Here is a 22,233-nt window from a genome sequence, read left to right on the forward strand (position 1 = left end):
CCCGCATTCTCTCCTATTGGAGAAAACGGTGCAGATCATCCTCATTCGCATCAAGCCACGCGGCGGCCCGCCGGATACGCTGCCCGATGCCCGACTCCCACATGACCGCCCACCCGCCGCCGTCGGTCTCGGCCTTGCGCTTCATGGCCGTGTACGAACGGTCGAGACGCAACCGCGCGGTCGGCAGCAGCCGCAGCCTCTCGGCGGCGGTCAGCCCGTAGGCGTCGGCGAACACCCGGATGCGCCGCCCGGTGTCGAGACCCGGCTGGTCGCGGTCGACCGGATCGGCGATCGGCGCCCAGTGACGCAACGTGGTCACCACGTCGAACAGCCGCGACACCGGCCGCGCCATGTCGAAGTCGATCAGCGCCACCGGCAGCCCGTCGCGGAAGACCACGTTCTCCGGGGTGACGTCGCAGTGCCCCACGACCTCGGGCGCGGCGTCGTCGGCCGACCCGGTCTCCCAGACCAGGCCGGGCGCGGGCCGGAACCCCGCCACCGCCTCGTGGTAACGCCGCTGCAACCGGGCCAGCTCGGCCAGCACGTCGTCGCCGGCCGGAAAGGGCCGCCCCGGCACGTCGCCGGGCACGAAGGTCAGCACCTCGCGCCCCAGCTCGTCGATGCCCAGCACACGCGGCGCGCCGTCGAACCCGACGGCCTCAAGGTGGCGGAGCAGGGTGTGGACGGCGGGCGAGGTGGCCTTCAACGGGCGGCGGACCGTGTCACCGACCCGCACCACACCCTCGGTGACGTCGCCGCCGGACAGCGGGACTTCGTCGGCCCGCGACACAACGAACATGCGGACTGAGGGTAGCGGAAGCACGACCGGGACGGCACTGGAAAAACCACCCACGACCTGCTACGGAGCGTGACTACCGTCGGGTAGGCTCGCGGCAAGCAAGGGCTTGATCTTGTCGAGTCTCTGCTGAGCGAAGGGACCCGGACACGAAATGTCTCTCCCGTGAACGCCAGGTGGGTCGTGCCCACGTCGAGCGCCGCCGCCGCTGGGTCATTCGCGATGGCCCCGGAGGATTCCACCGGCCTGTTCCTCGCGGTCGCGCTCGGAGTGGCGGCCGTGCTCGCGATATTGCTGGTCGTCGAGGCGTCGACCGCCACCTTCTCCGAGAAACACAGCGCCAGGGCCCTGAAGGTGCTGGCCCTGCTGTTCGGCAGGGAGGAACCGGCCGACGAGCCCGAGGAGGAGTCGTCGGCTTAGGGGAGATGCGCGCGCCCTGAGGGATTCGAACCCCCGACCGGTGGATTAGAAGTCCACTGCTCTATCCGGCTGAGCTAAGGGCGCTCAAAACGTCCCCCTGAACAGGGAGGCGTTAAAAAATCTTGGACACGACCACGGATGCACAACGGATGCTGAGCATAGTATTCGCGGCCATGACCCGCCGAAGACAGGATAGATCACCCTCGCTCTTAGCGCTCCTCGACTCCTACACCCTCGCCCTCGACGCCGCCAACCGCTCCCCCGGAACCATCCGCTCCTACGAACACACCATCCGCCTCCTCGCCGCCTACCTCAACGCCCACCAGCTCCCCCACGCCGTCGGCACCATCGACGCCGAAGCCATCCGCCGCTTCCTCCTCACCGCCCGAACCGGATGCGACCTCGACCCCTGCACATGCCGGCTCCAACCCAGCAAGCCGGGCAACGTCGACAAGCACCGCCGCAACCTCCGCGCCTACTTCAGCTGGCTCATCGCCGAAGGCATCCTCACCGGCGCCAACCCCATGGCCACCGTCAGCCGCATCGAAGTCCCCGACGACCCCGAGGCGCTCTTCACCGACGACGAACTCGCCGCGCTCCTCAACAGCTGCGGAGGCCGGGCATTCACCGACCGCCGCGACCTGGCCATCATGCGCGTCTTCATCGACACCGGCCTGCGCATCCACTCCGTCGCCGGCATCCGCTTCGACCCCGACGACCCCGACGCCTCCGACCTCGACCTCCGGAAGAAGCTCATCAGCATCCGCCAGAAAGGCGGGTCCCGCCTCTGGGTGCCCATCGGCAAGAAGGCCGCCGTGTCGCTCGACCGCTACCTGCGCGAGCGCGCCGCCCACCCCCACGCGGACTCCGGATGGCTGTGGCTCGGCGAACGCGGCGGGATGACCACGTCCGGCATCCACCAGATGCTGCGCCGCCGCGGCGAGCGGGCCGGGCTGAAGCGTGTCCACGCCCACCGGTTCCGGCATGGCTTCGCTGACGCGTGGCTGGATGCCGGCGGGAACGTGCAGGACCTGATGCGCATCGCTGGCTGGAAGTCGGTGGAGATGGCGGCCCGGTACGGCCGGGCGGCGGCGGACCGCCGGGCGTGGGCCGCGCATGCTCGGCTCTCTCCGGGCGACCGGATATAGCTGGTCGGCCACGAAAGGCTGTCCTTCCTGTTCTTCCCTTCGGCGTGGATCCGGGAGGAATCGGGATGTTACGGGGCGAGGTGGCGCGTCCAGGAGATCCTTCGGCTAAATCGGTCCAATATCGCCATTCACACCGTGCGCGTACGCACCTAAAGTGAAGGCTTCGCGTCTCGCCTGGAACCGAATCGCGAACGGGCCGTCCCGGGGAATGCACACGGCCAGAAAGGCACCACCTTGAAATCTGTGCGCCTTATCCGCCTGGCCTGGGCAATCTGGGCCCTCATCATCGCCGACCTCGGACTGGGCTTCATGGGGGGAAAGGGGTTCGCCGTCGCGCTCACCACGCTGGCGATAACGGCCGCCGCCGCCCTCGCCTCCTGGCACTACGAGCGCGTCGAGAGGGCCCGGGTGGCTCAGGCCGAACAGGCGGAGAGGACCGCCAGCGAGCACCTCGAACAGCTCAAAGCCGCTCTCGCGGCCCACTGCGAACAACTGAAGTCCGCCCTGGCGGGCCACTGCGAACAACTACGACAGCACGTACTCGCCCTCGACCGGTGGTTCGCGCTCGGGGCCAAGTCGGAGGCGACGGCAAAGATCGACGCCGCCATGCTGCGTGAAGCCGCACCCGACGACACCGGCCCCTTCTCCGCATTCAGAAGAAGGGCCTACTAAGACGGGCAGGCCGGGCGAGGACTATCCCTTGCCCGGCCTGCGGCGATTCTCAGCGTCCTTGCGTGCCTGCTCAATGTGGCCGGCCCGGATTTTCAGGTGCATCCGGATGATGGCGATCTTCGCCTCCTCTGACAGGTCGGACACCTCGATCTCGGCAAGGATCTGCTGCAGGACCGAATCCGGAGGCAGGGCGTCAGGGACGAGCAGCTCATCCACGCTGACCCCATGCTCCATCAGCAGCTCGCCCACCGACTTGCCCTCGGCGCGGGCTGTGGCCCGGACCGTGGAGACAACGGCATCGGGGGCGGCCTGGTCGCCCGGCGCGGGCGAGGCGTAGCCGGCGGCGCGCAGAAAGTCGTCGACGAGATCACCCACCTCGGGATGCCGGGCCCTGAGCGCTGTGGCCAGGCGCATTGCGGCGTCATGCCCGGGTCGGGTCGGCTTCTCGCTCAGCCAGCGGTTCGCGGCGGTGCGGTCTCGCCCTGCCATCTCCCCTAGGTCGGACTGGTTGAGGTCGGTGGCGGTCATGATGGCGATGAGCGCGCGGCGGAGGGAGTCGCGGTCCCACTCTGTCGTGTGCACGCACGCACCATAACACGCGGCTTTACTTACCCCATCGCAGGTGATCCCCCTCTTACCCAAGCGGTCACGGTGCGCGCACGTGACAGACGGTGTACCCGATGAAACAAGCATTAACAGAGGCAGGTCAAGCCCGTCGCGTGCGCGCACTCATCTCCGCACAACTGTTGCGTGCACGCGCTCACCTGTGATGTAGTGCGTACATGCACACCACAACGAAACGCCGGGCCGTCATCAGGCTCCGACGTCGCGAGTGGGACCGGCGCATGAACGCAAAGGGCCTCACCACCAGCGCAAGCCGGGCCGACCACATCGGCGTCAGCCGATGGACCGTCAGCCGCATCGAGGGCGACGAAATCGCCCCCGGCGAGCGCTTCATCGCCGCAGTGCTCCTGGCCCACCAAGAACTCAAGTTCGAAGACCTCTTCGAGGTCGAGGAGGTCGAGGTCACCGACCCGACTGACCAGGAGGACGACTAATGCCCGTGTCCAACGCCGACCGGCGCGAACTCGCCCGGATCGCCGCCAACGAGCGCTGGGCCCGCGAGCGCGACCGGACCGCCGCCACGTCGGCGGCCCGCGCGGCCGGGCCCGGCTCGATCGAGTACTGGCTCAAGCGCGTCGATCCCGACGGCGTCATGTCCGACGCCGACCGCCTCAAGGCCGCGGGGAACGCGAAGGCCGCCTTCTACGCCCGCCTCACCCGCGCCGGCCGCCAGGCCCGTGCCGCGAAGCGCGCTTCCTGACAACAAAGGCGGGCCCCGGAGGCACCCGGAGCCCGCGAGCCCCGCTCCATCCCCCTATTTCACAGAAGGAGAGCAGGACGTGACGTCCATCATCCCTGAGATCGACGCGCGCAGCACCCGGGAGGTGCTCGCCGCCGCTGACGTCGGCCCCATCGTCGAAGCGCTGCTGGTCGACCACCACGAGATCATCATCCGCAAGCCGCGCGCCCCGTTCGTCTCGCGCTGGAGCGTCCAGGCGCTCAACGGGGAGCTCCGCCACGGCGAGGGCCTGGACTTCCAGGCGGCGTTGGTCGCGTGTGGTGTGGACGCCGACGTGGCCGGCCGCGTGAAGGAGCTGGCCGAGCCGTCGCCGGAGACCGTCGTCGACCGCGTGCTGGCCGCGCTGGCCGAGTGGGCGGTGGAGTACCCGTACGGCCACTCGGCGCAGAACATGCTGATGGTGGCTCAGCTGGCCGCCGCCGGGTTCAGCCCCGCCGAGGCGGTGCGGCTCGGGTACGAGGGCAGCTTCGCGCCGGAGTTCCGGGCGGCGTCGGCGCGGACGGACGAGCTGATCAAGGCGGCCGGTCGGGCGATCTGCGCCCGCGAGGCCGTCGAGGTCGAGGACGAGCTCGCGGCGGTGGCGTCGTGACGAACCTCGACATGTCCGTCCCGGCCGTGCTGCGCCGGGCCGCCGAGGTCTACCAGCGCAACGGCGCGCACAAGGGCTCGTACTACAACGCCCAGCAGGAGCGCGAGGGCGTCCCGGTCAGCGAGTGCCGCGTGTGCGTCCTCGGCGCGATCGACATCGCCGCCGGCGGGGCCCCGGCGTCGTTCCCGGACGCGGGTGACCAGCCCCGGCTGGTGCTGGCTGGGCACCTGGGGATCGACACGTCGGAGGCGCACGTCGACGGTGACGTGGCGGCTTGGCACGACGCCCGGCAGACGACGCCGAAGCAGGTCGTTGAGGCGCTGCTGGCTGCCGCTGCGGCCGCTGAGGCGGTGGCTTCATGAAGCCGTTGTCGATGCGCGTGTTCGACGTGCTCACCTACATGGACTGCCACCCGGGCGGCAACATCGCCGGCGCGGTCACCGCCACCGCCGACGGGTCCGGCAAGGACGTGTACGAGGCGCTCGCCACCCACCTGGGCCTGTCGGTCGAGGAGTCCGCGACGGAGCCGGCCGACGCCGTGTACGCCTGGGAGGGCCGGGCGTCGGGCTGGGAGATCCGGGCGGCGCTGACCGCCTGCGGGCGGGCGGAGCGCCGCCGGGAGCGGGACGCCCAGGAGGACGCCGACCTCATCCGGCACATGGCCGAGGCCGACGCCCTGACGGCGGAGCAGGTCGCCGCCGAGCTCGCCGAGCTGGAGGTGCGGCCGATCTACGAGCCGACCCGCTGGGACTACGGCTACCGGGTCCACCTGGAGAAGCTGCACCGCAAGCACCAGGGCCTCCCGGCGATCCCGCCGCTGCGGGAGTGCTGCCGGGAGGCGGCCGGCCGGACGTCGCACTACCACTGCGAGCGGTGCGACGAGCTGGTGAGCATGTACGGGCACCAGCGGTGCGACTCGCCGGTCCCGGTCGACCTGGCCGACGAACCCGTGCCGGTGAAGACGGTGACGATCAACTGGATCCCCGGCAACGACTTGGGCGGGCCGACGCACGTCGTCGTCTACAAGGTGAACGGGAAGTCGACGGGGTCGGAGTACGTCCAGCCGGCCCGGATCGACGCCAAGCGGGCGTCGCTGGAGGCCGACGGCTGGACCATCACGGTCGACGAGCGGCCGGGCGGTGCGCTGTGACGACCTACCAGCGCGGCGAGACCGTGCGAATCAGCTTCGAGGCCAAGCTTCACGACGCCCACGACGACGGCACCGTCCACCTCCGCGTCCCCGGCAACATGGGCGACGACTTCTTCACCCGCCTCGACTTCGCCGAAACGGCCCTCACGATCGAGCGGACTCTGCCGGCCGATGGTGACGCCCAGCCGGGCGACGTCTGGCGGGACGCGAGCGGCGGCATGTGGTTCGCGCAGACGGTCGACACCGACGACGCGGCCGGTGAGCCGTACGTGATCCTCATCCCCGCTCAGACGAGCCGGTGGGGGCGTCGGCCCACGCACGACGACTTGTACGGCGTGAACCGCGAGTTCGGCCCGATGGCTCTGATCTGGCGCGACGAGCGGCCGGGCGGTGACGTCTGATGGGCAGCGCGTACGCCACCTCGGACTGGCGGTCGAGGAACATCCACACCGTCACCAAGGCGCTCGACGGCCTGGAGCTGACGGACGAGGACAAGGCCGCGATCACGTGGCTGTCCCGTTGGAAGCCCGAAACGGTCGCCACGCTCGCCCTGACCGCCGCGACCGCCACGATCGCGAACCAGGACACCACCGCGTTCCTGTCGCCCGGAGCGGCTGACTGGAACAGGGCTATCGAGGGGCGCACCTCGTGACCGCTCGCCTTCTGGCCCCCGCCGCGCACACCAGCGCGGCGGGCACCGCCACCCGCGACCAGCTCCTCCAGCTCGCCCGCGACCACGCCGACGGCAACCTCTACGAGATCCACAAGACCGTCGACCACCTCGCCGGGGCCGGACGCACCGAGGCGCAGACCTGGGCCCTGTTCGAGGACCTCGTCCGAGCCGTCGAACAGCGCGACCTCCTCGACGCCGGGCTCCTCCACTGGACCGAGATCGAGCCCGACCTCGCCGGGCCCGACCCCAGCGACGCCGCCGCCGACATCGCACGCGGGCGCGTCACCGACGCCCTCAACGCACTCCTCAAGACCACCGACCGGAGGACCAACCCGTGACCCTTCAGCACGTCGAAAACACCAACGGGAACACGCCGGCCGTCCCCGCGCCCCAGCAGCCGCCCATGGCCAAGGCGCCGGTCCCGCTCGGAGCCCCCCTGTCCGACCTTGACCAGGCGTGGCGGCTCGCCGGCGCGCTCATGCAGTCCTACCTGCTGCCCGCCAGCCTCACCAAGAACCCGAAGGCGACCCAGGCGAACGTCACCCTGATCCTGCTCTACGGCGCCGAGCTCGGCCTCGCGCCGATGCAGTCCATCCAGGAGATCTACGTCGTCAACGGCCGCCCTCAGCTCTCCGGCCGCCTGTGGCTGGCGAAGGTCCGGTCCGCCGGGCACAAGGTCGAGAAGGTCGTCCACACCGCCCAGGAATGCACCATCCGCATCACGCGCGGCGACACCGGCGAGGACTGGGAAGAGACCTTCACCATCGACGACGCCCGCCTCGCGGGCCTCCTCGGCAAGGACACCTACAAGCAGCACCCGAAGCGGATGCTGCTGTGGCGGGCCGTCGCCAACTGCGCCACCGGCATCTGCCCCGAGGTCGCCATGGGGTTCGGCTCCGAACTCCCCGACGAGGACGCCCCGCCCCCGCCGCCGGAGGTGTCGCTGGCCCGCGCCGTCGACGCCCGCACTACCCCGGCCGCGCAGCCGCCCGCCGAGGACATCGCCGACGGCGAGATCGTCGACGACACCCCCGACGAGGCACTCCGCGAGGAGATCCTCGGCATCGCCAACGCCCACACCTCCGGCTCGGCCGACGGCGGCCCGCTCACCTGCACCATCTGCATGGGCCCGCACGACGAGAGCGACTGCCCGGACGGTGGCGCGTGAAGTCGCTGACCACCGCCGACCTGCTGCTGGAGTGGGACAAACGACGGCCCCGCTCCCGGCAGCGCCAGTTCGGCATGAGCGAGCTCGGCGGCTGCCGACGCCGCGCCGGATACCGGCTGGCCGGGGTCGAGCCGACGAACGACGGCGGGTCGCTCCCGGCGATCATGGGCACCGGCATCCACGAGGCCGTCTCCACGGTATTCGGGCAGATGCAGGCCGACGGGCTCATTCCGGCCGACGACCTCGTCGAGCACGAGGTCGAGTTCGCCGGGATCCTCGGCCACCTCGACCGCTACGAGAAGGCGACGGCGTCGCTGATCGACGTCAAGACGACCTCCCAGCGGCGGCTCGACAAGCTGAAGGTCCAGGGCCCGGACCGGGGCCACCTGTGGCAGACGCACGGTTATGGCGCCGCGCTCATCTCGCAGGGCCTGCCGGTGCGCCGGATCGTCATCGACTACCTCGCCCGCGACACCGGCGAGCAGTGGCGTTACGTCGGCAGGTTCGACCCGCAGGTGGTCCGCGACGCGCTGGCGTGGGTGGCCGAGGTCCGCTCGACTGAGCTCGACTACCTGCCGCGCGACTTTCAGCCGGACTCGCCGTGGTGCGAGCACTGCCCCTTCCGCGACGCCTGCTGGGAGGGCGCCGTCGACGGCCGCGACCCGCGCAGCGTCCTGTACGTCGAGGACCCGGACGCCGCCGGGTGGGCGGCAAAGCTGGAGGACGCCCGCGCCCGCAAGAAGGCCGCCGAGTCCGACGAGAAGACCGCCCGGGGCGCTCTCGATGCGCTGCGCCCGAACGACGCCGGCGTGGAGCACGTCGCGGTTCCGGGGTTCGGCAAGGCGATCCGGTTCACGGTGACGTCGCCGGAGCGGCTGGACGGGACGCAGATCCGCAAGGACTACGCGGCGGCTGGCCGGCCGGTGCCGGTGAAGCCGGGCAAGCCCGAGGTCCGGCTGGACCTGGTGGACGCCAGCGACGACGTGTTCGTGCCGGGAGGTTCTCAGTGACGGGTTCGAAGGAGATCGCGATCCGTCACGTGGCCCGGTTCGGCGGCTTCCGTGGTGTGGTGCTGCCGCTGTCGGCGCCGCTTCCGGAGAACACGATGGACCCCCGCTGGCTCGCCTGTGCCAGCCACCGCACCGCCTGTGACTGCCGCGAGGCCGAGTTCGGCGAGCGCATCAACGAGTACCGCTCGGACGAGGAGCAGGCCAAGAAGGTCTTCGCCGAGGTCCTGGCCGGTCACCAGACGTTCGCCTACACCGCCACCGGTGCGGTCGACACGGTCGCCCAGTGCAAGTGCTCGGGCTGCGAGATCGCCCGGCGCACGTACTTTCGGCGGCCGTGGGACGTCGACGCCGACCGCGAGGCCGCTGGGCTGGTGGAGCGGACGGAGGTGCCGTTCTGATGGGCCGCCCCCGGATCGTCCCCGTCGGTGCGGTGTTCGGCCGCCTCACCGTGATCAAGCAGCGCAACCCGCCGGAGACGCATGTCGAATGCCGATGCTCCTGCGGGACCGCCAGCGTCCTGGTGCCGATGACCTCCATCGGCAAGAGGGGCTTCTCGTGCGGCTGCCTACAGCGTGAGCGGACCGTCGCCGCAAATACCTCTCACGCGATGACCGGCACCCGCGACTACTTCAGCTGGCACATGATGATCCGCCGCTGCACCGATCCCCGAGTCGCCGCCTACGCAGGCTATGGCGCCCGCGGCATCACGGTGTGCGAGCGCTGGCTGGACTTCGCCACCTTTTACGCCGACATGGGGCCCCGGCCGGCCGGGATGACTCTCGACCGGATCGACAACGACGGCCCCTACAGCCCAGAGAACTGCCGATGGGCCACCCCTTCGGAGCAGGCGAAGAACCGACGTCCCCGGAACGGGGGCCGCTGCGCCCGTGGGCACGAGCGGACGCCTGAGAACGCCCGGCCTCGCAAGAGCGGTGGGTTCCAGTGCCGCGTCTGTGAACGCCTGCGCCGGAAGTCCCTCACTTCCCCCTGAAACACGTTCGGGCCCCGCCATGCCCGGCGGGGCCCTCACTCCCTGAAGGAAGCACATGTCTCACCCCAGTATCCCCCAGCCCGTCCCGCTGGTTCTGTCGCGGACGACCATCGACCGGATGGCCGGCCGGGTCGAGGACGACATCAAGGCACTGGCCGACGAGGTGGACGCCAAGGTCGCACCGCTCCAGCAGCAGATCGACGCGCTGCGGGCGCAGCAGACCCGGACCGTGTTCGAGATGCGGGCGGCCGTCGAGCAGCTCGGGGCGTTCGCGGAGCCGGAGCCGACGTTGTCGGCGTTTCTGCCGCCGGACCGCCGCCACTACCCGCCGACGCTGGAGCCGGGCCAGGAGGCGGCGCTGGAGCGGATCAACGAGGCGCACGACGAGCAGGACCGGGCGGAGGGTGTGACGCACCCGTCGTACCAGCGGCCGTACGTGCAGCAGGGCCAGGTGCAGCAGTGAGCCGCCGTCGTGGCCGCCACGAGCGGCCGGGCCCGGCCCCGGAGCGGCTCTCCGGCCTGCTGGGCCGCCGTGAGCGGCACGGGACTCTCACCGGCTGGGCTGCGCTGGCCCGCGTGGTGGACGCCGCCCGCCAGCAGCAGGCCGACCTGAACCGGGCCTGCTACACCCCCACCCCTGACCTGCGGAGCGCCTCATGAGCCTGTTCACCCCCGCCGACGCCGCGAGCGTCCTCACCGCCCACAACGGGACCTACTCGTTCGACGACGACAACGAGCGCGTGGCCCTGCCCGAGGTGACCTGGGTGGAGGACCTGCCGGTTGTCGAGATCCGGATGATCCCCGTCCGGGACGCTGTCCGGCCGGACCGCAAGGCGTCCGAGCACTTCGAGGCGCACGTGTTCGCGGTCGAGAAGCCCGGCCCGGTCGCCACCGAGCCGGTCACGCTGCCCGTGTACGTCGCCCGGGAGCTGGCCCAGCGGGAGCCCAACCCGGATGTGTCCGTCAACGGCTGGACGGTCGTGGCCAACTCCGAGGGTGAGGCCCGCCGGGACATGCGGTGGTGGCACCTCGTCATCCGCGACGAGGCGGGCCGCCACTTCAGGGCCTCGTATCTGGTTGACCCTGACGGTCTGGGTCCGAAGCCGTTCGAGGACGACGAGCCGGTGTTCACGCCGGTCGAGCGCCACACGCGGGTCGTGCAGGTCGAGGAGTGGTGGGTGGTCATCCCGCCCGCTGACGGCCCGTCCGACCTCGACGCGCCGGAGGCCACCGATGGCTGAGCCCGCACTGATCGTCCCGTCCGGCTGCCGCCACTGCGGCGTCGAGGAGCGCACCCACTACACGCGTTACGCCACCACCGACGAGCACGGCAACCCGCTCCCGGGCCACCAGTACGTGCAGCCCACGCAGGAGCAGATCAAGGCCCGCATGAACGCCCGCGCGAGCCAGGAGGAGGCGACCGATGGCCGCTGACCGCACCCCCGCCGAGACGATCCTCGCCGCCGTCGCCAAGCTGCGCGAGCGCGCCGAGAAGGCCGCCCCAGGCCCGTGGAACGTCGACGGCCCGTTCTGGTGGGGCCCCGAACTCACCGGCGACGGCGTCCAGCCGTCGTCCACCATCAGCGACCCCGACCGCGTCTCCCTCGCCCTCATCCCGTCGCCACTCCCCGACGCGCACCCGCGTTCGGAGGAGAGCGCCCACTGGATCGCGATGATGTCGCCCGCGCTGGCTGGCCCGCTGGCCCGCGTCCTCGACGAGCATCGGGCCGCGTACTGCACGCCCGGCTGCTCGGTCCTGGAGATCGCCCGCACCCTCCTCGGGGAGGCGTGATGGACGCCCTCTTCCACGTCGACACCCCGCCGCCCCCGCCTGCGGCTCCGAAGGAGTCGGACGGCGTCAGCCGCACCCGACGCCAGCGCGAAGCCCTCGCCGCCGGACACCACCCCCTGTCGCTCGTCCTCACCCGGCCGCTCCGTCTCCACGACGGGGCGGCCCCCGCCGACGACGCGCACGCGGACGGGCACCGCTGCGGCGGCTGCGCCCACCGGACCCACGCCGCCCACAACGGCCACCGCTACCCCAAGTGCGACATCCCCGGACGGTTCAGCAACGGCGCGGCGACCGACTGCCGGGCGTGGTGGCCGGCGTGTGTTGACTACCAGCCCAAGGAGGCGCAGTGATCGCCCTGACGATCGCCGCCGCCGTCGTGGCCACCGTGGTCGGCTGGCTGGCCGGCCGCATCCCCGCCATGCGGAAGGTGCGCGGCGAACGCGCCCTCACCAACGCCGCCGAACGCAAGCGCAACGACCTGATCGGCGGCCTGCTCACCCTCCACGCCACCCTCCTCGGCTCCGGCCAGCAGCGCACAGCCGACCAGGTGGCGCGCATCCTCTGGCCCGACGACGCCCCCACCGTCGTCGTCACCGAAGACGAGATGCGGCTCCGCCGGGCGCTCCGCAACATCGGCGACCAGATGCTCGCCGAGGGCTACTTCATCGCCGACCAGATCGAAGGCCGCCCCCGGTGACCCAGCTCGTCATCCTCGCCGCGCCCGCGCTCGCCCTGACGTCCCTCGCGGCGCCCAGGGCGGCGTGGGCGCGAGCCCTCATCCTCGGCGCACACCTCGCCACCGCCGCCGGCGTCATCGCCGCAGACCTCATCAGGACCACACGATGACCCACCACGTGATCGGGCTCGACCTCGCCGCCGAACAGAGCGGCGTCGCCCACCCCGACGGCACCGGCCTCATCACCGCCCCCAAGAAGGCCGGCAAGACCCGCACCCTCGGCGACGACCTCAACCGACTCAGCAACGCCGAGCAGGCCGTCACCCACCTCCTGGAGCACTACCGGCCGCAGCTGGTCGTCATCGAGGACTACGCACCCGGTATCCGTTCCGCCGCCGCCCACCGCCTCGCCGAGATCAGCGGCGTCGTCCGCCTCGCCTGCTACCGCGCCGGGGCCCCGCTCGCCCTCGTCAACGTCAAGCACCTCAAGCAGTACGCCACCGGCAAGGGCGGCGCCACGAAGAGCGAGATGGCCACCGCCGCGCTCAAGCGCGCCGGACTGGAGTTCCCCACCGAAGACGAGTGCGACGCCTGGTGGCTTCAGGCGATGGGCCTGGCCCGCCTCGGGAGCCCCGTCGTCGAAGTCCCCGCGCTGCACCGCGAGGCGCTCGACAAGGTGTTCTGGCCCATGGCGGAGGCCCGCTGATGGCACCCAAGCCCGCCACCCTCGCCAAAGCCCACCGCGCCGCCCGCCTCGCCGACCTCGGACGCACCCACCACGAAATCGCCACCACCCTCCACCTCACCCCCAAAACCGTCGAGAACCTCCTCGCCATCGCCCGCCGCTACCCCACACCGGCCGCCGTCCAAGGCCCCGCCTTCCCCGACACCAGCCGGGCCGCCTGCCGCGACGCCGACACCGAGATGTTCATGTCCGACCACCGCGTCATCCAGAACGACGCCAAGAAAATCTGCGCCAGCTGCCCCGTCCTCGACGCCTGCCTCGAATACGCCCTCCACTGGCAACTCGACGGCGTCTGGGGCGGCCACTCGCGCGCACAACGCCGCGCCATCCAGGAAGAACGCGGCATCGTCCCCCAGCCCGTCCACCGGGTGGCGGCGTGAAGCCCGCCGCGCTCTACCGCCTCGCCAAAGCCTCCGGCCACGGAAAGGCCACGCTGACCATCGCCCGCCACGACGGCCACACCTACGCCGGCTGGTCACACGGCTGCGTCCTGCTACCCGACCCGCTCGTCGACCGGCTCGGATACCCCGAGCCCGGCACCTACCTGATCACCTCCAACGGCGACCTGACCAACGTCAGCCCGACGAGCGCGTTCAACCCCGAAACCATCACCCGCCAGGCACTCCCGCTGCTCGACAAGCAGCCCCGGACCGCCGTCACCGACACCCCCTGGATCTACCAGCGCGGCCACCTCAACGCCCGCTACCTCCTCCACCCCGACGCGACCGTCGTCGTCCACGACCCCCACTGGCAGGCCTGGAGCGCCGCCCTGTCGGGCGTCCGGTACGCGGTCCCGCTCGGCCGCATCCACGCCATCGCCTGGGCCGCCGACCCGCAGGCGCGGGCGACCGGATTCCTGCTCACCGCCCACACCGGCACCCTGCCCCCACGCCCCGAAGGAACCTGATGCCGCGCATCGACATGCTCACCAGCGAACTCCACGCCCTGCTCGTGCCTGTCCTCCCGCACGCCTCCACCGACCCCGACGACATCAAGGGCCTCAACACCGTCCGCTTCGAGATCCGCCACGACGTGCTCTACACCGTCGGCTTCGACCGCTACACCATCGCCGTCCGCCGCCACCCCATCCCCGACGGAGCCGACAACACCGCGATCAGCATCCTCCGCGAGGACGCCGCCAACCTCCTCAAGATCTTCAAGTTCACGAAGAAGACCAACCCCGAGCTGCGCATCCTCATCGAAGAGATGACCATCGGCGACGAACGCCGCCTCGGCCTGCGCGTCGACTCCGAAGACGACAAAAGGATGGTGCTCGGCTCCCTCCGCTGGGGCGACGGCACCCCGCCCGCGTACCCGAACTGGCGCGGCATGATCGCCGACGCGCTCGCACGCCCGCTCACCCCGGCCGGGCCGATGCTCGGCATGAGCGCCCAGCTCATGGCCCGCTGGGCGAAGGCCGCCCCACAGGGGACGCCGCTGCGGCTGTTCATCGCCGAAGACGAGGAGCGGCCTCTCGTGCCGCGCCGGGCCCGGCCGGTCCTCGTGCTGGCCGAGGACACGATCGGCCTGATCACGCCGGTCACGCTCGACGACGACCCCGCCAGCGTGCTCGCCGCCTCGCCCTGGAATAGCGACTTGGCCGACGCGGCGCCCGAGGACCTGACCCCGCCGCCGCGCGAGGCCGACGCCGCCGGGCCGGACGACGACGATGACGACGAGGAGCCGTTCTGATGGACCTCCTCATCGGCCTCGGCCTGCTGCTCGTCGGCTACCTGGCCGGCCGCGCCCGCTCCTGGCGCCGCGAACTCACCCTCGCCGTCGGGGAAGACCCGTTCGCCGTCGACCTCGACCACAGCGACGACCCGACCGCCGACGAGCTCGCAGCCGACCTCGCCGACGCCCAGCAGCGCATCGGCGACCTGGAGAAGCAGATCGCCGGGACGGCTGAGGCGCGCGTGAACGAGTTCGGCCGTGAGGTCGACGTCCCGGCCCGGCTGTGCCTGCGGGCCCGTGAGGAGTGTCTGCGCGAAACCGCGCGAGCCGACCAGGCGAACCGGCAGCTCGCCGAGCTCACCAACCGGGGCTACCGCTGACCGGCCAGCCCGCCGCCCGCCCCGTATCGCGCCTGTTTGGCCGGTGCGGGGCTCCCGGCCGCACGCGCACCGACACCCGGCCGTACATCGTCGGCGCGAGATGCGCGGCGGGCAGGCCCCGGCTCGGCGACCGCTGGTGGACCACCCCTGAAAGGACTGACGCGTGAACGACGACTACCGCAAGCGCGTGGCCGAGGCCATCGGCCGGAACATGATCCTCCGCACCTCACCCGACGAGATCGCCGGTGCCGTGCTCGCCGTCCGCGACGAGGAGATAGAGGCGCTCAAAGCGGCCGTCTCCTCGACTGCGGCAGACGCCCTCACACATGGAGGGTGCGGGATGCGCCAGGAAGCCCTCCTTCGACGCGCAGAGAAGGCGGAGGCCGAGAACCAGCGCCTCCGCACCGCCCTCCACAACCTCAACGCCGAATGGACCCACCGCGCCACCAACATGGCCGCAGCCTCCGGCGCCGCCCCCGACATCGAGTGCGCCCGGATGCTCGCCGGGGCCGACGAACTCGACCGTGCCCGGTTCGCCATCAGCAAGGTCCTCAACAGCGGCCCGGCTGAGGCCGAAGGGCGGCAGGCGTGACGCAACTGACCTACTTCGCCACCGACGCCGAACCCAACGGCATCGAACAGCAGGAGACCGCTGAAGCCCGCGACGGCCTCCGCTGGGGCTACCTCGCCTCCGACCTCGACCGCCTCGCACGCATGGCCGTGTCCCGCGGCATCGGCGAATACGCGCTCTCCCGCGCCGATCGCTACGAGATCGCCTGGTCAGCGATCGCGACCGAGCTGTACGCCTGCATCGATCGCCCCACACCCACCCACCTGATCTTTGTTGGCTGGAACGCCATCTCCCAGGCCAGCGCCGACGAAGCCCGCCACCACGGCCGCGACCGGATCCGCCACAAGGGCACGACTCGCACCTCGTTCTGGCTGTACTGGGACGAGGTTCAGCGGTACGCGGGCAGCCCCGAGAACGGCATCGTCGAGCGATTCGCCGTCGACCAGATCTGGCCTGCGCTCACCGCCGGCCAGCAGGAAGCGCTCACCGCTCTGGCGACGTTCGGCAGCATCGACACCGCAGCCCAAGCCCTCGGCCGTTCGCGTGCTGCGCTCCACCAGCTCGCCCACAAGGGCCGCGGCCGATTTAAGGAGCTCTGGCACGAAGGCGAAACACCGTCGCCGGCGTGGGGACGCGACCGGCGCCGCAAGGACCCTTCGCCCACGTGCCCGGCCGGCCATGAGCGGACCGACGAGACCTCGTACGTGAAGCACACCATGCGGGGCGGGAAGCCGAAACAGCAGATCATCTGCCGGATCTGCCGTGAGGCCCGCAGAGCGCCTGCCGGGACGAAGGCGGGGATGGCGTGAAACTGACCGACTTTCGCCACCCGCTCCTGCCCGCGCTCTCCGCCGCCGTCCAACTGGAGATCGCCGCCCTGCGCGCCGTCGACGACGAACTCCGCGCCACCCAGATCGCCCACCACACCGGCCGCGCGTCCGCGACCTTGCTCGGCGAGAAAGGCGACGTCCTGCTGTACGGCGGCAAGGGCGCCGGGGAGACCTTCACCGCGCTGGCCCGAGGCCTCGCCTGCCTGGCCTTCGCTCCCGGAGGCGTGACCGCGTTCGGGCAGCACTGGTGCGCCGACCACCGGGAGTGCCTGCTCGCGGATCGCGAAGTGGCCGCGAGGCGGGAGCCGTGACCGTGACCGCGCGGCGGACGCGCCGAACACAGCAGACAAGCGGGGCCGGCCGATCAGTCGCGGTCGGTGCGGGACGGGCGAGTCGGCAGCTCCGCGCCCGGCATGTCGAGGAACCAGCGGATGAAGGCCCGGAGCAGGGCCGCCCGGTCGCTACCCGACATGGCAGCGATTTGGCCGAACTGCTCCCACAGGGACGGCTCGACGCGGAACGCCTGGCGAGGCGTGCCCTTGGACGGCATCGGCTGCTCCCTTCGTGTCGCGACACCGATAAGCGTACTTCCACATTGAGGTGTCGCGACACCCCCGCTAGGATGGTGTCGCGACACCGTAAGAGTCGCCCAACCTGCGAAGACAGCCCGCCACGGGCTCTATTCGGCATGCCCGCAGGAGGCCGAATACGGACCTGACAGACCCCGCCCCAGCCCACCAACCAGCACACGCACCATGGGGAGCACGGTGACCACCACCTACGAACCGCTGTACGACCTCGACGCAGAGAAAGCGGTTCTCGGCGCCTGCATGGAAGCGCCCGCGATCGTCGACGACGTTCGCAAAACCCTCACCGACCCCGTCGCCTTCTACCGGCCACAACACCGCGTCATCTACCGCGCCCTGCTCGCACTGTCCGACGCCGGAAACGCCACCGACCCCATCAACGTCACCGACTACCTCCGGCGCACCGACGAACTCCGCCAAATCCCCGACCCGACCTACGTCTTCGAGGTCTTCGAGCACGGCCGGTTCATCGCCAACTACCCCGAGCATGTCGAGATCGTCGCCCGGCACGCCGCCACCAACCGCGCCACCGCCACCCTCGTCCGCGCCCTCGACCAGCTCCGCCGCCCCGGCAGCGCCGACGACGTCCAAGGCGCGCTCTCCTTCGTCCGCGACGACATCGACAAGGCGCTCGGCGACATCACCGCCACCACCAGCGCCGCCAACCCCGTCGTCAGCCTCTACCAGCCCCTCGACTGGCAGATCGCCTTCGCCAGCAAACCCGCCGAAGTGCCCTGGCTCGTCGAGAACCTCATCGAGGCCGGCCGCTCCATCGCCATCTACAGCCCGCCCAAGACCGGCAAAAGCTTGCTCACACTGGAGATCGCCGCCGCGCTCGCGGCTGGGCGCCCCGTGCTCGGCCAGGCCGCCAAGCCGCCGATGAAGGTCGTGTACGTCGACATCGAGAACACCATCGACGACGTCACCGAACGCCTCGCCAACCTCGGCTACGGCCCGGAGGACCTGAGCAACCTCGTCTACTACAGCTTCCCCAGCCTCCCCGTCCTCGACAGCGCCGCCGGCGGCCAGCACCTCATGGCGCTCGTGAAGTACCACGAGGCCGTGCTCGTCGTCATCGACACCGTCTCCCGGGTGATCGAGGGGTCGGAGAACGACGCCGACACCTTCTCCAACCTCTACCGGCACGCTCTGGCCCCGCTGAAGGGGATGGGGGTGGCGGTGATCCGGCTCGACCACTCCGGCAAGGACCTGGAGAAGGGGCAGCGCGGCTCGTCCGCGAAGGGCGCCGACGTGGATGCGGTGTGGCTGATGGTGAAGATCAGCGAAACGGCGCTGTACCTGAAGCGGGAGATGAGCCGCGCCAACCACGGCGTGCCGCTGATCGAGCTCCGGCGCCGCGCTTACCCGCTGCGGCACGAGCTGGCGACCGGTGGGTTACCGCCGCGCGTGCAGCAGGTTGTGGACGTCCTGGAGGAGCTTGGCGTGCCGAAGGAGGCGGGCCGGGACGCGGTCCGTGAGGAGCTTCACGGGGCGGGGATCAAGGCGTCGAACGAGACGATTTCGGCGGCGATCGCGGCCCGTAAGGCGGGGCTGTGAAGGACCTGAACTGTCCGGGACAGGTGCCCGGACAGGGCTCCCAGATACCCCCTGCCGCCTATGTCGGATGTGCTCTGACCTGCTGTCCGAGCTGTCCCGGACAGTTCGGCGGACAGTCCGGGACCGGCTGTCCTGGCGGCATCGTCGCAGGTAGCGGCGCTTCGCAGGTCGTGATACCCCCCTCAGGTATTTCGGGGCTCTCGGACCTGTCCGGAAGCTGTCCGTGCGTCTCGCGTTTCTGCAGGTCGGAGCTGTCCCGGACAGGTCGCGGACAGGCAGACGATCAAGGTGCGGGCAAGGCGTCCGTCCTGCTGTCCCTGTCCTCTCCTCTCGTAAGAGAGGACAGGGATGGGACGGGCAGCCCCTGTCCCGAAATTTGGGGGAGTTCATGAAGCCCCCGGGAGGCGATCTCTACGCCGCAGCCGAGCTGATTCAGCTCCGAGCCAAGACCCACGCGAAGCCCGATCCCCAGAAAGGCGCGACCACGTGATCACCCCCATCGAGACCACATACGCCGGCCACCGCTTCCGCTCCCGCCTCGAAGCACGGTGGGCCGTCTTCTTCGACCGCCTTGGCCTCGAATGGGAGTACGAGCCACAGGGCTATGTCGTCAGCGGGCGCCCGTACCTGCCTGACTTCCGGATCACTCTGCCGACTGGCGAACGCGTGTTCGCCGAGGTCAAGAACGCCGATGTCGGCGAGCACGAAGGCGAGCACGTCGACCTGTGCCGCGCTCTCGCTGATGGGGCAGAGCTGCCCGTTCTGCTGCTGACGGGCATTCCCGCCCATCGGCTCTATCACCAGTTCACGCCAGGCCTGTCCGCCAGCTCATTCACGGCGGCGTTCTTCCACGACTACGGCCGGAAGCTGACGACCGCCGACCAGTACTGGTTCCAGACGGTCGAGCTGGACGAAGCGACCGGCGTCCTCAAGTTCACCCACGACGAGCGCGGCCTCACCGAGTCATTCGGCGAAGGGCTCGTTCAGGCTGTCACCGCCGCACGGTCGGCCCGTTTCGAGCACGGCGAGACGCCATGACCCTCCCCACGAGCCTCTACCGACTGTTCGCCGCCGACGGCTCCCTGCTCTACGTCGGCATCGGCGGCAACCCCGGCCGCCGCTTCGAACAGCACCGCTCCGACAAGCCCTGGTGGGGCGACGTCGCCTCCATGACGATCGAGCACCACCCGACCCGTGAGGCCGCACTCGCCGCCGAGCTCCAGGCCATCAAGACCGAGAACCCCCGCCACAACATCGCCGGCCGAATCGACGACGCCTTGCCCCGCTGGGAGCACCGCCCCCTCTCCAACGGCGCCTACCTCGACACCGAAGACCGAGGCGACCACTTCTACGTCGGCATCAACCGCGACGAGCTGGTCGACCGGCTGCACCATTGCGGGCAGTGGTGGCTGACCCCCAGCTCGATCCTCGAAGCAACAGACTTCCTCAACCAGGTCTCGATCTTCTGGCTATGGGCCGACGGCTGCCAGCAGGAGACCTTCACCGGCATCGGCAACTCCCGCTACCGGGGCGTCAACGTCCGCCGGACCCATGTCGAGGCTGCCCAACGGGCTCTGACCGCCTCCGAGATCAAAGGGGACATCGCCCCGATCAACCGCCTCGTCGAAAGGCTCCAGCGCACCTTTCCGAGCATCGAACGGATCGACGACATGCTCGATCGGACAGAGCTGACCGGCTACCTCGTCGAACCTGGCCCAGAGGTCAAGGCATGACCCGCCGCTCCCAGGTCCTCGACCACCCCGGCCTGTTCGACCTCGCCCAGCCCGAAGCGACGCCCCCGGCAACCATCAACCCCGAGTTGAAAGTCCGACGCAGCCGCCACGTCCTCGACCTCCCCCGGAAACCCGCACCCGGGCCGTGCGCCCCGACCTGCCTCACCTGCGGACGCGAAGAGGGCTACGGCCTCTGCAACCCGTGCGCCGTCATCTGCGAACGCCCGAAGACCCGCGTGCTCGTCGAGGTGTGCATCATCCGCGACCACGTCACCGCCTACCTCACCGACGGCATCCCCATCGCCGGCCGCCTCATGCACCAGCTCGCCCGGGTCGTCTGCCCGAAGTGCGGCGACCTCCACTGGCACACACCCGGCGCGACGCGCGTCGTCAACGGGCGGTGCGGAGCCAGCTACGTCATCCACCACACCGAAAGGACCAGCACGTGAACCAGTGCCCCGGCCCCCTCATCTGGCACGACGCCCCCGGCGGAGCCCTCCTCGAATGCGCCCGACTCGACTGCGGCTACCTGATCGTCACCGGCAACTTCAACGACGACCAGCACCAGACCACCCCGCTCCTGCGCGCCGGACTCGCCTCATGAGCGTCGAGGTCACGCTCATCTGCGACGCCTGCTTCACGATCATCAACGCCGCCAAGACCGCCCGAGCGGCCCGCGACACCGCCAACCCCGACTGCAAGGTCGGACTCCCCGGCGGACGCGACCTCTGCGGCGTCTGCGCCAACCAGCCCGCCCCCGCAGTCCGCACCCGCACGATCACCGCTGTGCGGCCCTCAGATCGAAACTGAGCCGCACCCCACCAGAACCACACGCCAGCGCTGAACGCCCGCCACAGAACGCCACAGAGCCCAGGAAGGCCACATGAGCACCACCCGACGCAGACCCCGCATCCGCCTCTACCGATGGAGCTTCGGCCCCGGCCCCGGCCGCATCGTCATCGACGTCTCGGTCAAACCGCGCGGCGTCCCCCTGCCGTACGTCGCCCGCCGAGCTCTCGCCCTCGCGACCCGCAGTGCTCCACTGCGCGGCGTCAGGAACCACCTGCGGCTGGAATCCGGCAGCTTCGAGGATGCCCCGAACGGCACCATCTGGCGGCTGGAGTACGTCCGAGGACGCCGCCACCCGTGACCGACCGCGCCGCCATCTGGGCCGCCATCCACACCAACCTCACCGGACGCGACCACGGCTCCCACAAAGCCACCATCCACCGCGCCACCCAAGCCACCGGATGCACCGCAAAAGAAGCCTGGGACGTCCTCACCGCCGCCACCCGAGCCGGATGGCTCACCAGCACCACCATCCGCCGACCCGGACGACGCAGCTACCGACGCATCGCACTCACCGACAAAGCACCAGCCCCGACCGAGAAAGCCAGCACATGACCAGCCCCTTCAACGACGCCACCCGACGCGCCCTCGACGACCTCCACACCGCCTACCCCCCAGACCCGAACCCCGACGCCCCCACACCCATCCCGATCAGGAGACTCACCGGATACGTCAAGATCCCCAACGAACTCCTCGCCGACTACGGCCTCGCCCCCGACGGCTACGCGCCCCCGCCCACCGCCAAGATCTCCCGCTGGCGGCAACTCCGCTGGAAGCTCGGCGACCGATGGACCAACCTCAGGCTCCGCGCCGGATCCTGGATCGCCGGAATCAACCTCAACCACGAGGACTGGTAGCC

At 70.5% G+C, this 22,233-nt stretch carries 43 protein-coding genes and 1 tRNA gene; 40 read left to right on the forward strand and 4 right to left on the reverse strand.

Annotated features, from left to right (window positions below; all coding sequences use genetic code 11):
• Positions 1-13: 13 nt before the first annotated feature.
• Positions 14-799: a phosphotransferase gene (locus AW274_RS20265; RefSeq protein ID WP_062434838.1), complete on the reverse strand. Its 786-nt coding sequence runs from the start codon at positions 797-799 to the stop codon at positions 14-16.
• 162 nt (positions 800-961) lie between these two features.
• On the opposite strand from AW274_RS20265, the gene AW274_RS20270 reads away from it, so the two are divergent.
• Entirely contained in the window at positions 962-1,216 is a 255-nt protein-coding gene (locus AW274_RS20270; protein WP_062434842.1) for a hypothetical protein, read from the forward strand.
• 10 nt (positions 1,217-1,226) lie between these two features.
• On the opposite strand, the gene AW274_RS20275 is transcribed toward AW274_RS20270, so the two are convergent.
• Positions 1,227-1,300: transfer RNA gene (locus tag AW274_RS20275), tRNA-Arg, on the reverse strand.
• An 89-nt stretch (positions 1,301-1,389) separates the two neighbouring features.
• On the opposite strand from AW274_RS20275, the gene AW274_RS20280 reads away from it, so the two are divergent.
• Together AW274_RS20280 and AW274_RS20285 are read left to right on the forward strand one after the other, a co-directional pair.
• The gene (locus tag AW274_RS20280) at positions 1,390-2,364 is read left to right on the forward strand and encodes a tyrosine-type recombinase/integrase (protein ID WP_062434845.1); all 975 of its coding nucleotides are present in this window, start codon (positions 1,390-1,392) and stop codon (positions 2,362-2,364) included.
• A gap of 243 nt (positions 2,365-2,607) precedes the next feature.
• A complete protein-coding gene (locus AW274_RS20285) occupies positions 2,608-3,036 on the forward strand; it encodes a hypothetical protein (RefSeq protein WP_062434848.1) in 429 nt (142 codons plus the stop codon).
• A gap of 21 nt (positions 3,037-3,057) precedes the next feature.
• Here the strand turns inward: AW274_RS20285 and AW274_RS20290 are convergent, their stop codons facing one another.
• Entirely contained in the window at positions 3,058-3,618 is a 561-nt protein-coding gene (locus tag AW274_RS20290) for a hypothetical protein (RefSeq protein WP_062434850.1), read from the reverse strand.
• Between the two features lie 263 nt (positions 3,619-3,881).
• On the opposite strand from AW274_RS20290, the gene AW274_RS20295 reads away from it, so the two are divergent.
• The 28 genes from AW274_RS20295 to AW274_RS20425 all read left to right on the forward strand — a co-directional run bounded on the left by AW274_RS20295 (position 3,882) and on the right by AW274_RS20425 (position 16,959).
• Positions 3,882-4,094: a hypothetical protein gene (locus tag AW274_RS20295; protein ID WP_062434853.1), complete on the forward strand. Its 213-nt coding sequence runs from the start codon at positions 3,882-3,884 to the stop codon at positions 4,092-4,094.
• On the forward strand, positions 4,094-4,360 hold the full coding sequence (locus AW274_RS20300) for a hypothetical protein (RefSeq protein ID WP_062434856.1): 267 nt from the start codon (positions 4,094-4,096) through the stop codon (positions 4,358-4,360). The genes AW274_RS20295 and AW274_RS20300 overlap by 1 nt, the downstream gene beginning before the upstream one ends.
• A 79-nt stretch (positions 4,361-4,439) precedes the next feature.
• Positions 4,440-4,988, forward strand: a complete 549-nt coding sequence (locus AW274_RS20305) for a hypothetical protein (RefSeq protein WP_062434858.1) — start codon at positions 4,440-4,442, stop codon at positions 4,986-4,988.
• Positions 4,985-5,350, forward strand: coding sequence for a DUF6197 family protein (locus tag AW274_RS20310; RefSeq protein WP_062434861.1), 366 nt, complete (start codon positions 4,985-4,987; stop codon positions 5,348-5,350). The genes AW274_RS20305 and AW274_RS20310 overlap by 4 nt, the downstream gene beginning before the upstream one ends.
• Positions 5,347-6,138 carry a hypothetical protein gene (locus tag AW274_RS20315; RefSeq protein ID WP_157520552.1) on the forward strand — a complete coding sequence of 264 codons (792 nt, stop codon included), beginning with the start codon at positions 5,347-5,349 and terminating at the stop codon, positions 6,136-6,138. The genes AW274_RS20310 and AW274_RS20315 overlap by 4 nt, the downstream gene beginning before the upstream one ends.
• Positions 6,135-6,539 carry a hypothetical protein gene (locus AW274_RS40430; protein ID WP_062434867.1) on the forward strand — a complete coding sequence of 135 codons (405 nt, stop codon included), beginning with the start codon at positions 6,135-6,137 and terminating at the stop codon, positions 6,537-6,539. The genes AW274_RS20315 and AW274_RS40430 overlap by 4 nt, the downstream gene beginning before the upstream one ends.
• Complete coding sequence (locus tag AW274_RS20325; protein WP_062434870.1) at positions 6,539-6,790, forward strand: hypothetical protein; 252 nt, start codon at positions 6,539-6,541, stop codon at positions 6,788-6,790. Before AW274_RS40430 ends, AW274_RS20325 begins: the two co-directional genes overlap by 1 nt.
• The gene (locus tag AW274_RS20330; RefSeq protein WP_062434872.1) at positions 6,787-7,149 is read left to right on the forward strand and encodes a hypothetical protein; all 363 of its coding nucleotides are present in this window, start codon (positions 6,787-6,789) and stop codon (positions 7,147-7,149) included. Before AW274_RS20325 ends, AW274_RS20330 begins: the two co-directional genes overlap by 4 nt.
• On the forward strand, positions 7,146-7,979 hold the full coding sequence (locus AW274_RS20335) for a hypothetical protein (protein ID WP_062434874.1): 834 nt from the start codon (positions 7,146-7,148) through the stop codon (positions 7,977-7,979). Before AW274_RS20330 ends, AW274_RS20335 begins: the two co-directional genes overlap by 4 nt.
• Complete coding sequence (locus AW274_RS20340) at positions 7,976-8,989, forward strand: PD-(D/E)XK nuclease family protein (RefSeq protein WP_062434877.1); 1,014 nt, start codon at positions 7,976-7,978, stop codon at positions 8,987-8,989. Before AW274_RS20335 ends, AW274_RS20340 begins: the two co-directional genes overlap by 4 nt.
• Complete coding sequence (locus tag AW274_RS20345; protein ID WP_062434880.1) at positions 8,986-9,387, forward strand: hypothetical protein; 402 nt, start codon at positions 8,986-8,988, stop codon at positions 9,385-9,387. The genes AW274_RS20340 and AW274_RS20345 overlap by 4 nt, the downstream gene beginning before the upstream one ends.
• A complete protein-coding gene (locus AW274_RS20350; protein ID WP_062434882.1) occupies positions 9,387-9,980 on the forward strand; it encodes a hypothetical protein in 594 nt (197 codons plus the stop codon). The genes AW274_RS20345 and AW274_RS20350 overlap by 1 nt, the downstream gene beginning before the upstream one ends.
• Positions 9,981-10,035: 55 nt before the next feature.
• The gene (locus tag AW274_RS20355) at positions 10,036-10,443 is read left to right on the forward strand and encodes a hypothetical protein (RefSeq protein ID WP_062434886.1); all 408 of its coding nucleotides are present in this window, start codon (positions 10,036-10,038) and stop codon (positions 10,441-10,443) included.
• Positions 10,440-10,640: a hypothetical protein gene (locus AW274_RS20360; RefSeq protein ID WP_062434889.1), complete on the forward strand. Its 201-nt coding sequence runs from the start codon at positions 10,440-10,442 to the stop codon at positions 10,638-10,640. The genes AW274_RS20355 and AW274_RS20360 overlap by 4 nt, the downstream gene beginning before the upstream one ends.
• A complete protein-coding gene (locus AW274_RS20365) occupies positions 10,637-11,221 on the forward strand; it encodes a hypothetical protein (RefSeq protein ID WP_062434892.1) in 585 nt (194 codons plus the stop codon). The genes AW274_RS20360 and AW274_RS20365 overlap by 4 nt, the downstream gene beginning before the upstream one ends.
• Entirely contained in the window at positions 11,214-11,414 is a 201-nt protein-coding gene (locus tag AW274_RS20370) for a hypothetical protein (RefSeq protein ID WP_062434895.1), read from the forward strand. Before AW274_RS20365 ends, AW274_RS20370 begins: the two co-directional genes overlap by 8 nt.
• Positions 11,404-11,772 (forward strand): hypothetical protein, encoded by a 369-nt coding sequence (locus tag AW274_RS20375; protein ID WP_062434898.1) that lies wholly within the window; start codon positions 11,404-11,406, stop codon positions 11,770-11,772. Before AW274_RS20370 ends, AW274_RS20375 begins: the two co-directional genes overlap by 11 nt.
• Positions 11,772-12,122, forward strand: coding sequence for a hypothetical protein (locus AW274_RS20380; protein ID WP_062434901.1), 351 nt, complete (start codon positions 11,772-11,774; stop codon positions 12,120-12,122). The genes AW274_RS20375 and AW274_RS20380 overlap by 1 nt, the downstream gene beginning before the upstream one ends.
• Entirely contained in the window at positions 12,119-12,469 is a 351-nt protein-coding gene (locus AW274_RS20385; RefSeq protein WP_062434903.1) for a hypothetical protein, read from the forward strand. The genes AW274_RS20380 and AW274_RS20385 overlap by 4 nt, the downstream gene beginning before the upstream one ends.
• The gene (locus tag AW274_RS40435; RefSeq protein WP_157520555.1) at positions 12,466-12,618 is read left to right on the forward strand and encodes a hypothetical protein; all 153 of its coding nucleotides are present in this window, start codon (positions 12,466-12,468) and stop codon (positions 12,616-12,618) included. The genes AW274_RS20385 and AW274_RS40435 overlap by 4 nt, the downstream gene beginning before the upstream one ends.
• On the forward strand, positions 12,615-13,154 hold the full coding sequence (locus AW274_RS20390) for a crossover junction endodeoxyribonuclease RuvC (RefSeq protein WP_062434906.1): 540 nt from the start codon (positions 12,615-12,617) through the stop codon (positions 13,152-13,154). The genes AW274_RS40435 and AW274_RS20390 overlap by 4 nt, the downstream gene beginning before the upstream one ends.
• Positions 13,154-13,573, forward strand: a complete 420-nt coding sequence (locus AW274_RS42075) for a WhiB family transcriptional regulator (RefSeq protein WP_062434909.1) — start codon at positions 13,154-13,156, stop codon at positions 13,571-13,573. Before AW274_RS20390 ends, AW274_RS42075 begins: the two co-directional genes overlap by 1 nt.
• Positions 13,570-14,100, forward strand: a complete 531-nt coding sequence (locus AW274_RS20400; RefSeq protein WP_062434913.1) for a hypothetical protein — start codon at positions 13,570-13,572, stop codon at positions 14,098-14,100. The genes AW274_RS42075 and AW274_RS20400 overlap by 4 nt, the downstream gene beginning before the upstream one ends.
• Complete coding sequence (locus tag AW274_RS20405; protein ID WP_062434915.1) at positions 14,100-14,885, forward strand: hypothetical protein; 786 nt, start codon at positions 14,100-14,102, stop codon at positions 14,883-14,885. The genes AW274_RS20400 and AW274_RS20405 overlap by 1 nt, the downstream gene beginning before the upstream one ends.
• Complete coding sequence (locus tag AW274_RS20410) at positions 14,885-15,247, forward strand: DUF3322 domain-containing protein (RefSeq protein ID WP_062434918.1); 363 nt, start codon at positions 14,885-14,887, stop codon at positions 15,245-15,247. Before AW274_RS20405 ends, AW274_RS20410 begins: the two co-directional genes overlap by 1 nt.
• A 163-nt stretch (positions 15,248-15,410) precedes the next feature.
• The gene (locus AW274_RS20415; RefSeq protein ID WP_062434921.1) at positions 15,411-15,839 is read left to right on the forward strand and encodes a hypothetical protein; all 429 of its coding nucleotides are present in this window, start codon (positions 15,411-15,413) and stop codon (positions 15,837-15,839) included.
• Entirely contained in the window at positions 15,836-16,627 is a 792-nt protein-coding gene (locus AW274_RS20420) for an RNA polymerase sigma factor (protein WP_062434926.1), read from the forward strand. Before AW274_RS20415 ends, AW274_RS20420 begins: the two co-directional genes overlap by 4 nt.
• The gene (locus AW274_RS20425) at positions 16,624-16,959 is read left to right on the forward strand and encodes a hypothetical protein (protein ID WP_062434929.1); all 336 of its coding nucleotides are present in this window, start codon (positions 16,624-16,626) and stop codon (positions 16,957-16,959) included. Before AW274_RS20420 ends, AW274_RS20425 begins: the two co-directional genes overlap by 4 nt.
• 53 nt (positions 16,960-17,012) lie before the next feature.
• On the opposite strand, the gene AW274_RS20430 is transcribed toward AW274_RS20425, so the two are convergent.
• On the reverse strand, positions 17,013-17,198 hold the full coding sequence (locus AW274_RS20430; protein WP_062434932.1) for a hypothetical protein: 186 nt from the start codon (positions 17,196-17,198) through the stop codon (positions 17,013-17,015).
• A gap of 217 nt (positions 17,199-17,415) precedes the next feature.
• On the opposite strand from AW274_RS20430, the gene AW274_RS20435 reads away from it, so the two are divergent.
• From AW274_RS20435 to AW274_RS20465, 9 genes are all read left to right on the forward strand, one after another.
• Positions 17,416-18,792, forward strand: a complete 1,377-nt coding sequence (locus AW274_RS20435) for an AAA family ATPase (protein ID WP_062434935.1) — start codon at positions 17,416-17,418, stop codon at positions 18,790-18,792.
• A 486-nt stretch (positions 18,793-19,278) separates the two neighbouring features.
• Complete coding sequence (locus AW274_RS20440) at positions 19,279-19,830, forward strand: PDDEXK family nuclease (protein ID WP_062434937.1); 552 nt, start codon at positions 19,279-19,281, stop codon at positions 19,828-19,830.
• Positions 19,827-20,525 (forward strand): GIY-YIG nuclease family protein, encoded by a 699-nt coding sequence (locus tag AW274_RS20445; RefSeq protein WP_062434940.1) that lies wholly within the window; start codon positions 19,827-19,829, stop codon positions 20,523-20,525. Before AW274_RS20440 ends, AW274_RS20445 begins: the two co-directional genes overlap by 4 nt.
• A complete protein-coding gene (locus AW274_RS20450; RefSeq protein WP_062434942.1) occupies positions 20,522-20,974 on the forward strand; it encodes a hypothetical protein in 453 nt (150 codons plus the stop codon). Before AW274_RS20445 ends, AW274_RS20450 begins: the two co-directional genes overlap by 4 nt.
• A complete protein-coding gene (locus AW274_RS40445) occupies positions 20,971-21,129 on the forward strand; it encodes a hypothetical protein (RefSeq protein WP_157520558.1) in 159 nt (52 codons plus the stop codon). Before AW274_RS20450 ends, AW274_RS40445 begins: the two co-directional genes overlap by 4 nt.
• Entirely contained in the window at positions 21,126-21,335 is a 210-nt protein-coding gene (locus AW274_RS20455; RefSeq protein WP_062434945.1) for a hypothetical protein, read from the forward strand. The genes AW274_RS40445 and AW274_RS20455 overlap by 4 nt, the downstream gene beginning before the upstream one ends.
• A 73-nt stretch (positions 21,336-21,408) precedes the next feature.
• Positions 21,409-21,675 carry a hypothetical protein gene (locus tag AW274_RS20460; RefSeq protein ID WP_062434948.1) on the forward strand — a complete coding sequence of 89 codons (267 nt, stop codon included), beginning with the start codon at positions 21,409-21,411 and terminating at the stop codon, positions 21,673-21,675.
• Positions 21,672-21,929 carry a hypothetical protein gene (locus tag AW274_RS40450; protein ID WP_157520561.1) on the forward strand — a complete coding sequence of 86 codons (258 nt, stop codon included), beginning with the start codon at positions 21,672-21,674 and terminating at the stop codon, positions 21,927-21,929. Before AW274_RS20460 ends, AW274_RS40450 begins: the two co-directional genes overlap by 4 nt.
• On the forward strand, positions 21,926-22,231 hold the full coding sequence (locus tag AW274_RS20465) for a hypothetical protein (RefSeq protein ID WP_062434951.1): 306 nt from the start codon (positions 21,926-21,928) through the stop codon (positions 22,229-22,231). Before AW274_RS40450 ends, AW274_RS20465 begins: the two co-directional genes overlap by 4 nt.
• Positions 22,232-22,233: the final 2 nt, after the last annotated feature.

Source organism: Herbidospora daliensis, assembly GCF_001570585.1.
Lineage (GTDB): Bacteria > Actinomycetota > Actinomycetes > Streptosporangiales > Streptosporangiaceae > Herbidospora > Herbidospora daliensis.

Bases quoted from the DNA above. Each gene is read 5' to 3' on its own strand.
- AW274_RS20410 (WP_062434918.1), top strand. From the start codon at position 14,885: ATGGACCTCCTCATCGGCCTCGGCCTGCTGCTCGTCGGCTACCTGGCC.
- AW274_RS20375 (WP_062434898.1), top strand. From the start codon at position 11,404: ATGGCCGCTGACCGCACCCCCGCCGAGACGATCCTCGCCGCCGTCGCC.
- AW274_RS20380 (WP_062434901.1), top strand. From the start codon at position 11,772: ATGGACGCCCTCTTCCACGTCGACACCCCGCCGCCCCCGCCTGCGGCT.
- AW274_RS20350 (WP_062434882.1), top strand. From the start codon at position 9,387: ATGGGCCGCCCCCGGATCGTCCCCGTCGGTGCGGTGTTCGGCCGCCTC.
- AW274_RS20465 (WP_062434951.1), top strand. From the start codon at position 21,926: ATGACCAGCCCCTTCAACGACGCCACCCGACGCGCCCTCGACGACCTC.
- AW274_RS20430 (WP_062434932.1), bottom strand. From the start codon at position 17,198: ATGCCGTCCAAGGGCACGCCTCGCCAGGCGTTCCGCGTCGAGCCGTCC.
- AW274_RS42075 (WP_062434909.1), top strand. From the start codon at position 13,154: ATGGCACCCAAGCCCGCCACCCTCGCCAAAGCCCACCGCGCCGCCCGC.
- AW274_RS20460 (WP_062434948.1), top strand. From the start codon at position 21,409: ATGAGCACCACCCGACGCAGACCCCGCATCCGCCTCTACCGATGGAGC.
- AW274_RS20355 (WP_062434886.1), top strand. From the start codon at position 10,036: ATGTCTCACCCCAGTATCCCCCAGCCCGTCCCGCTGGTTCTGTCGCGG.
- AW274_RS20405 (WP_062434915.1), top strand. From the start codon at position 14,100: ATGCCGCGCATCGACATGCTCACCAGCGAACTCCACGCCCTGCTCGTG.
- AW274_RS20325 (WP_062434870.1), top strand. From the start codon at position 6,539: ATGGGCAGCGCGTACGCCACCTCGGACTGGCGGTCGAGGAACATCCAC.
- AW274_RS20365 (WP_062434892.1), top strand. From the start codon at position 10,637: ATGAGCCTGTTCACCCCCGCCGACGCCGCGAGCGTCCTCACCGCCCAC.
- AW274_RS20445 (WP_062434940.1), top strand. From the start codon at position 19,827: ATGACCCTCCCCACGAGCCTCTACCGACTGTTCGCCGCCGACGGCTCC.
- AW274_RS20455 (WP_062434945.1), top strand. From the start codon at position 21,126: ATGAGCGTCGAGGTCACGCTCATCTGCGACGCCTGCTTCACGATCATC.
- AW274_RS20390 (WP_062434906.1), top strand. From the start codon at position 12,615: ATGACCCACCACGTGATCGGGCTCGACCTCGCCGCCGAACAGAGCGGC.
- AW274_RS20315 (WP_157520552.1), top strand. From the start codon at position 5,347: ATGAAGCCGTTGTCGATGCGCGTGTTCGACGTGCTCACCTACATGGAC.
- AW274_RS20370 (WP_062434895.1), top strand. From the start codon at position 11,214: ATGGCTGAGCCCGCACTGATCGTCCCGTCCGGCTGCCGCCACTGCGGC.
- AW274_RS20295 (WP_062434853.1), top strand. From the start codon at position 3,882: ATGAACGCAAAGGGCCTCACCACCAGCGCAAGCCGGGCCGACCACATC.
- AW274_RS20280 (WP_062434845.1), top strand. From the start codon at position 1,390: ATGACCCGCCGAAGACAGGATAGATCACCCTCGCTCTTAGCGCTCCTC.
- AW274_RS20265 (WP_062434838.1), bottom strand. From the start codon at position 799: ATGTTCGTTGTGTCGCGGGCCGACGAAGTCCCGCTGTCCGGCGGCGAC.
- AW274_RS20300 (WP_062434856.1), top strand. From the start codon at position 4,094: ATGCCCGTGTCCAACGCCGACCGGCGCGAACTCGCCCGGATCGCCGCC.
- AW274_RS20450 (WP_062434942.1), top strand. From the start codon at position 20,522: ATGACCCGCCGCTCCCAGGTCCTCGACCACCCCGGCCTGTTCGACCTC.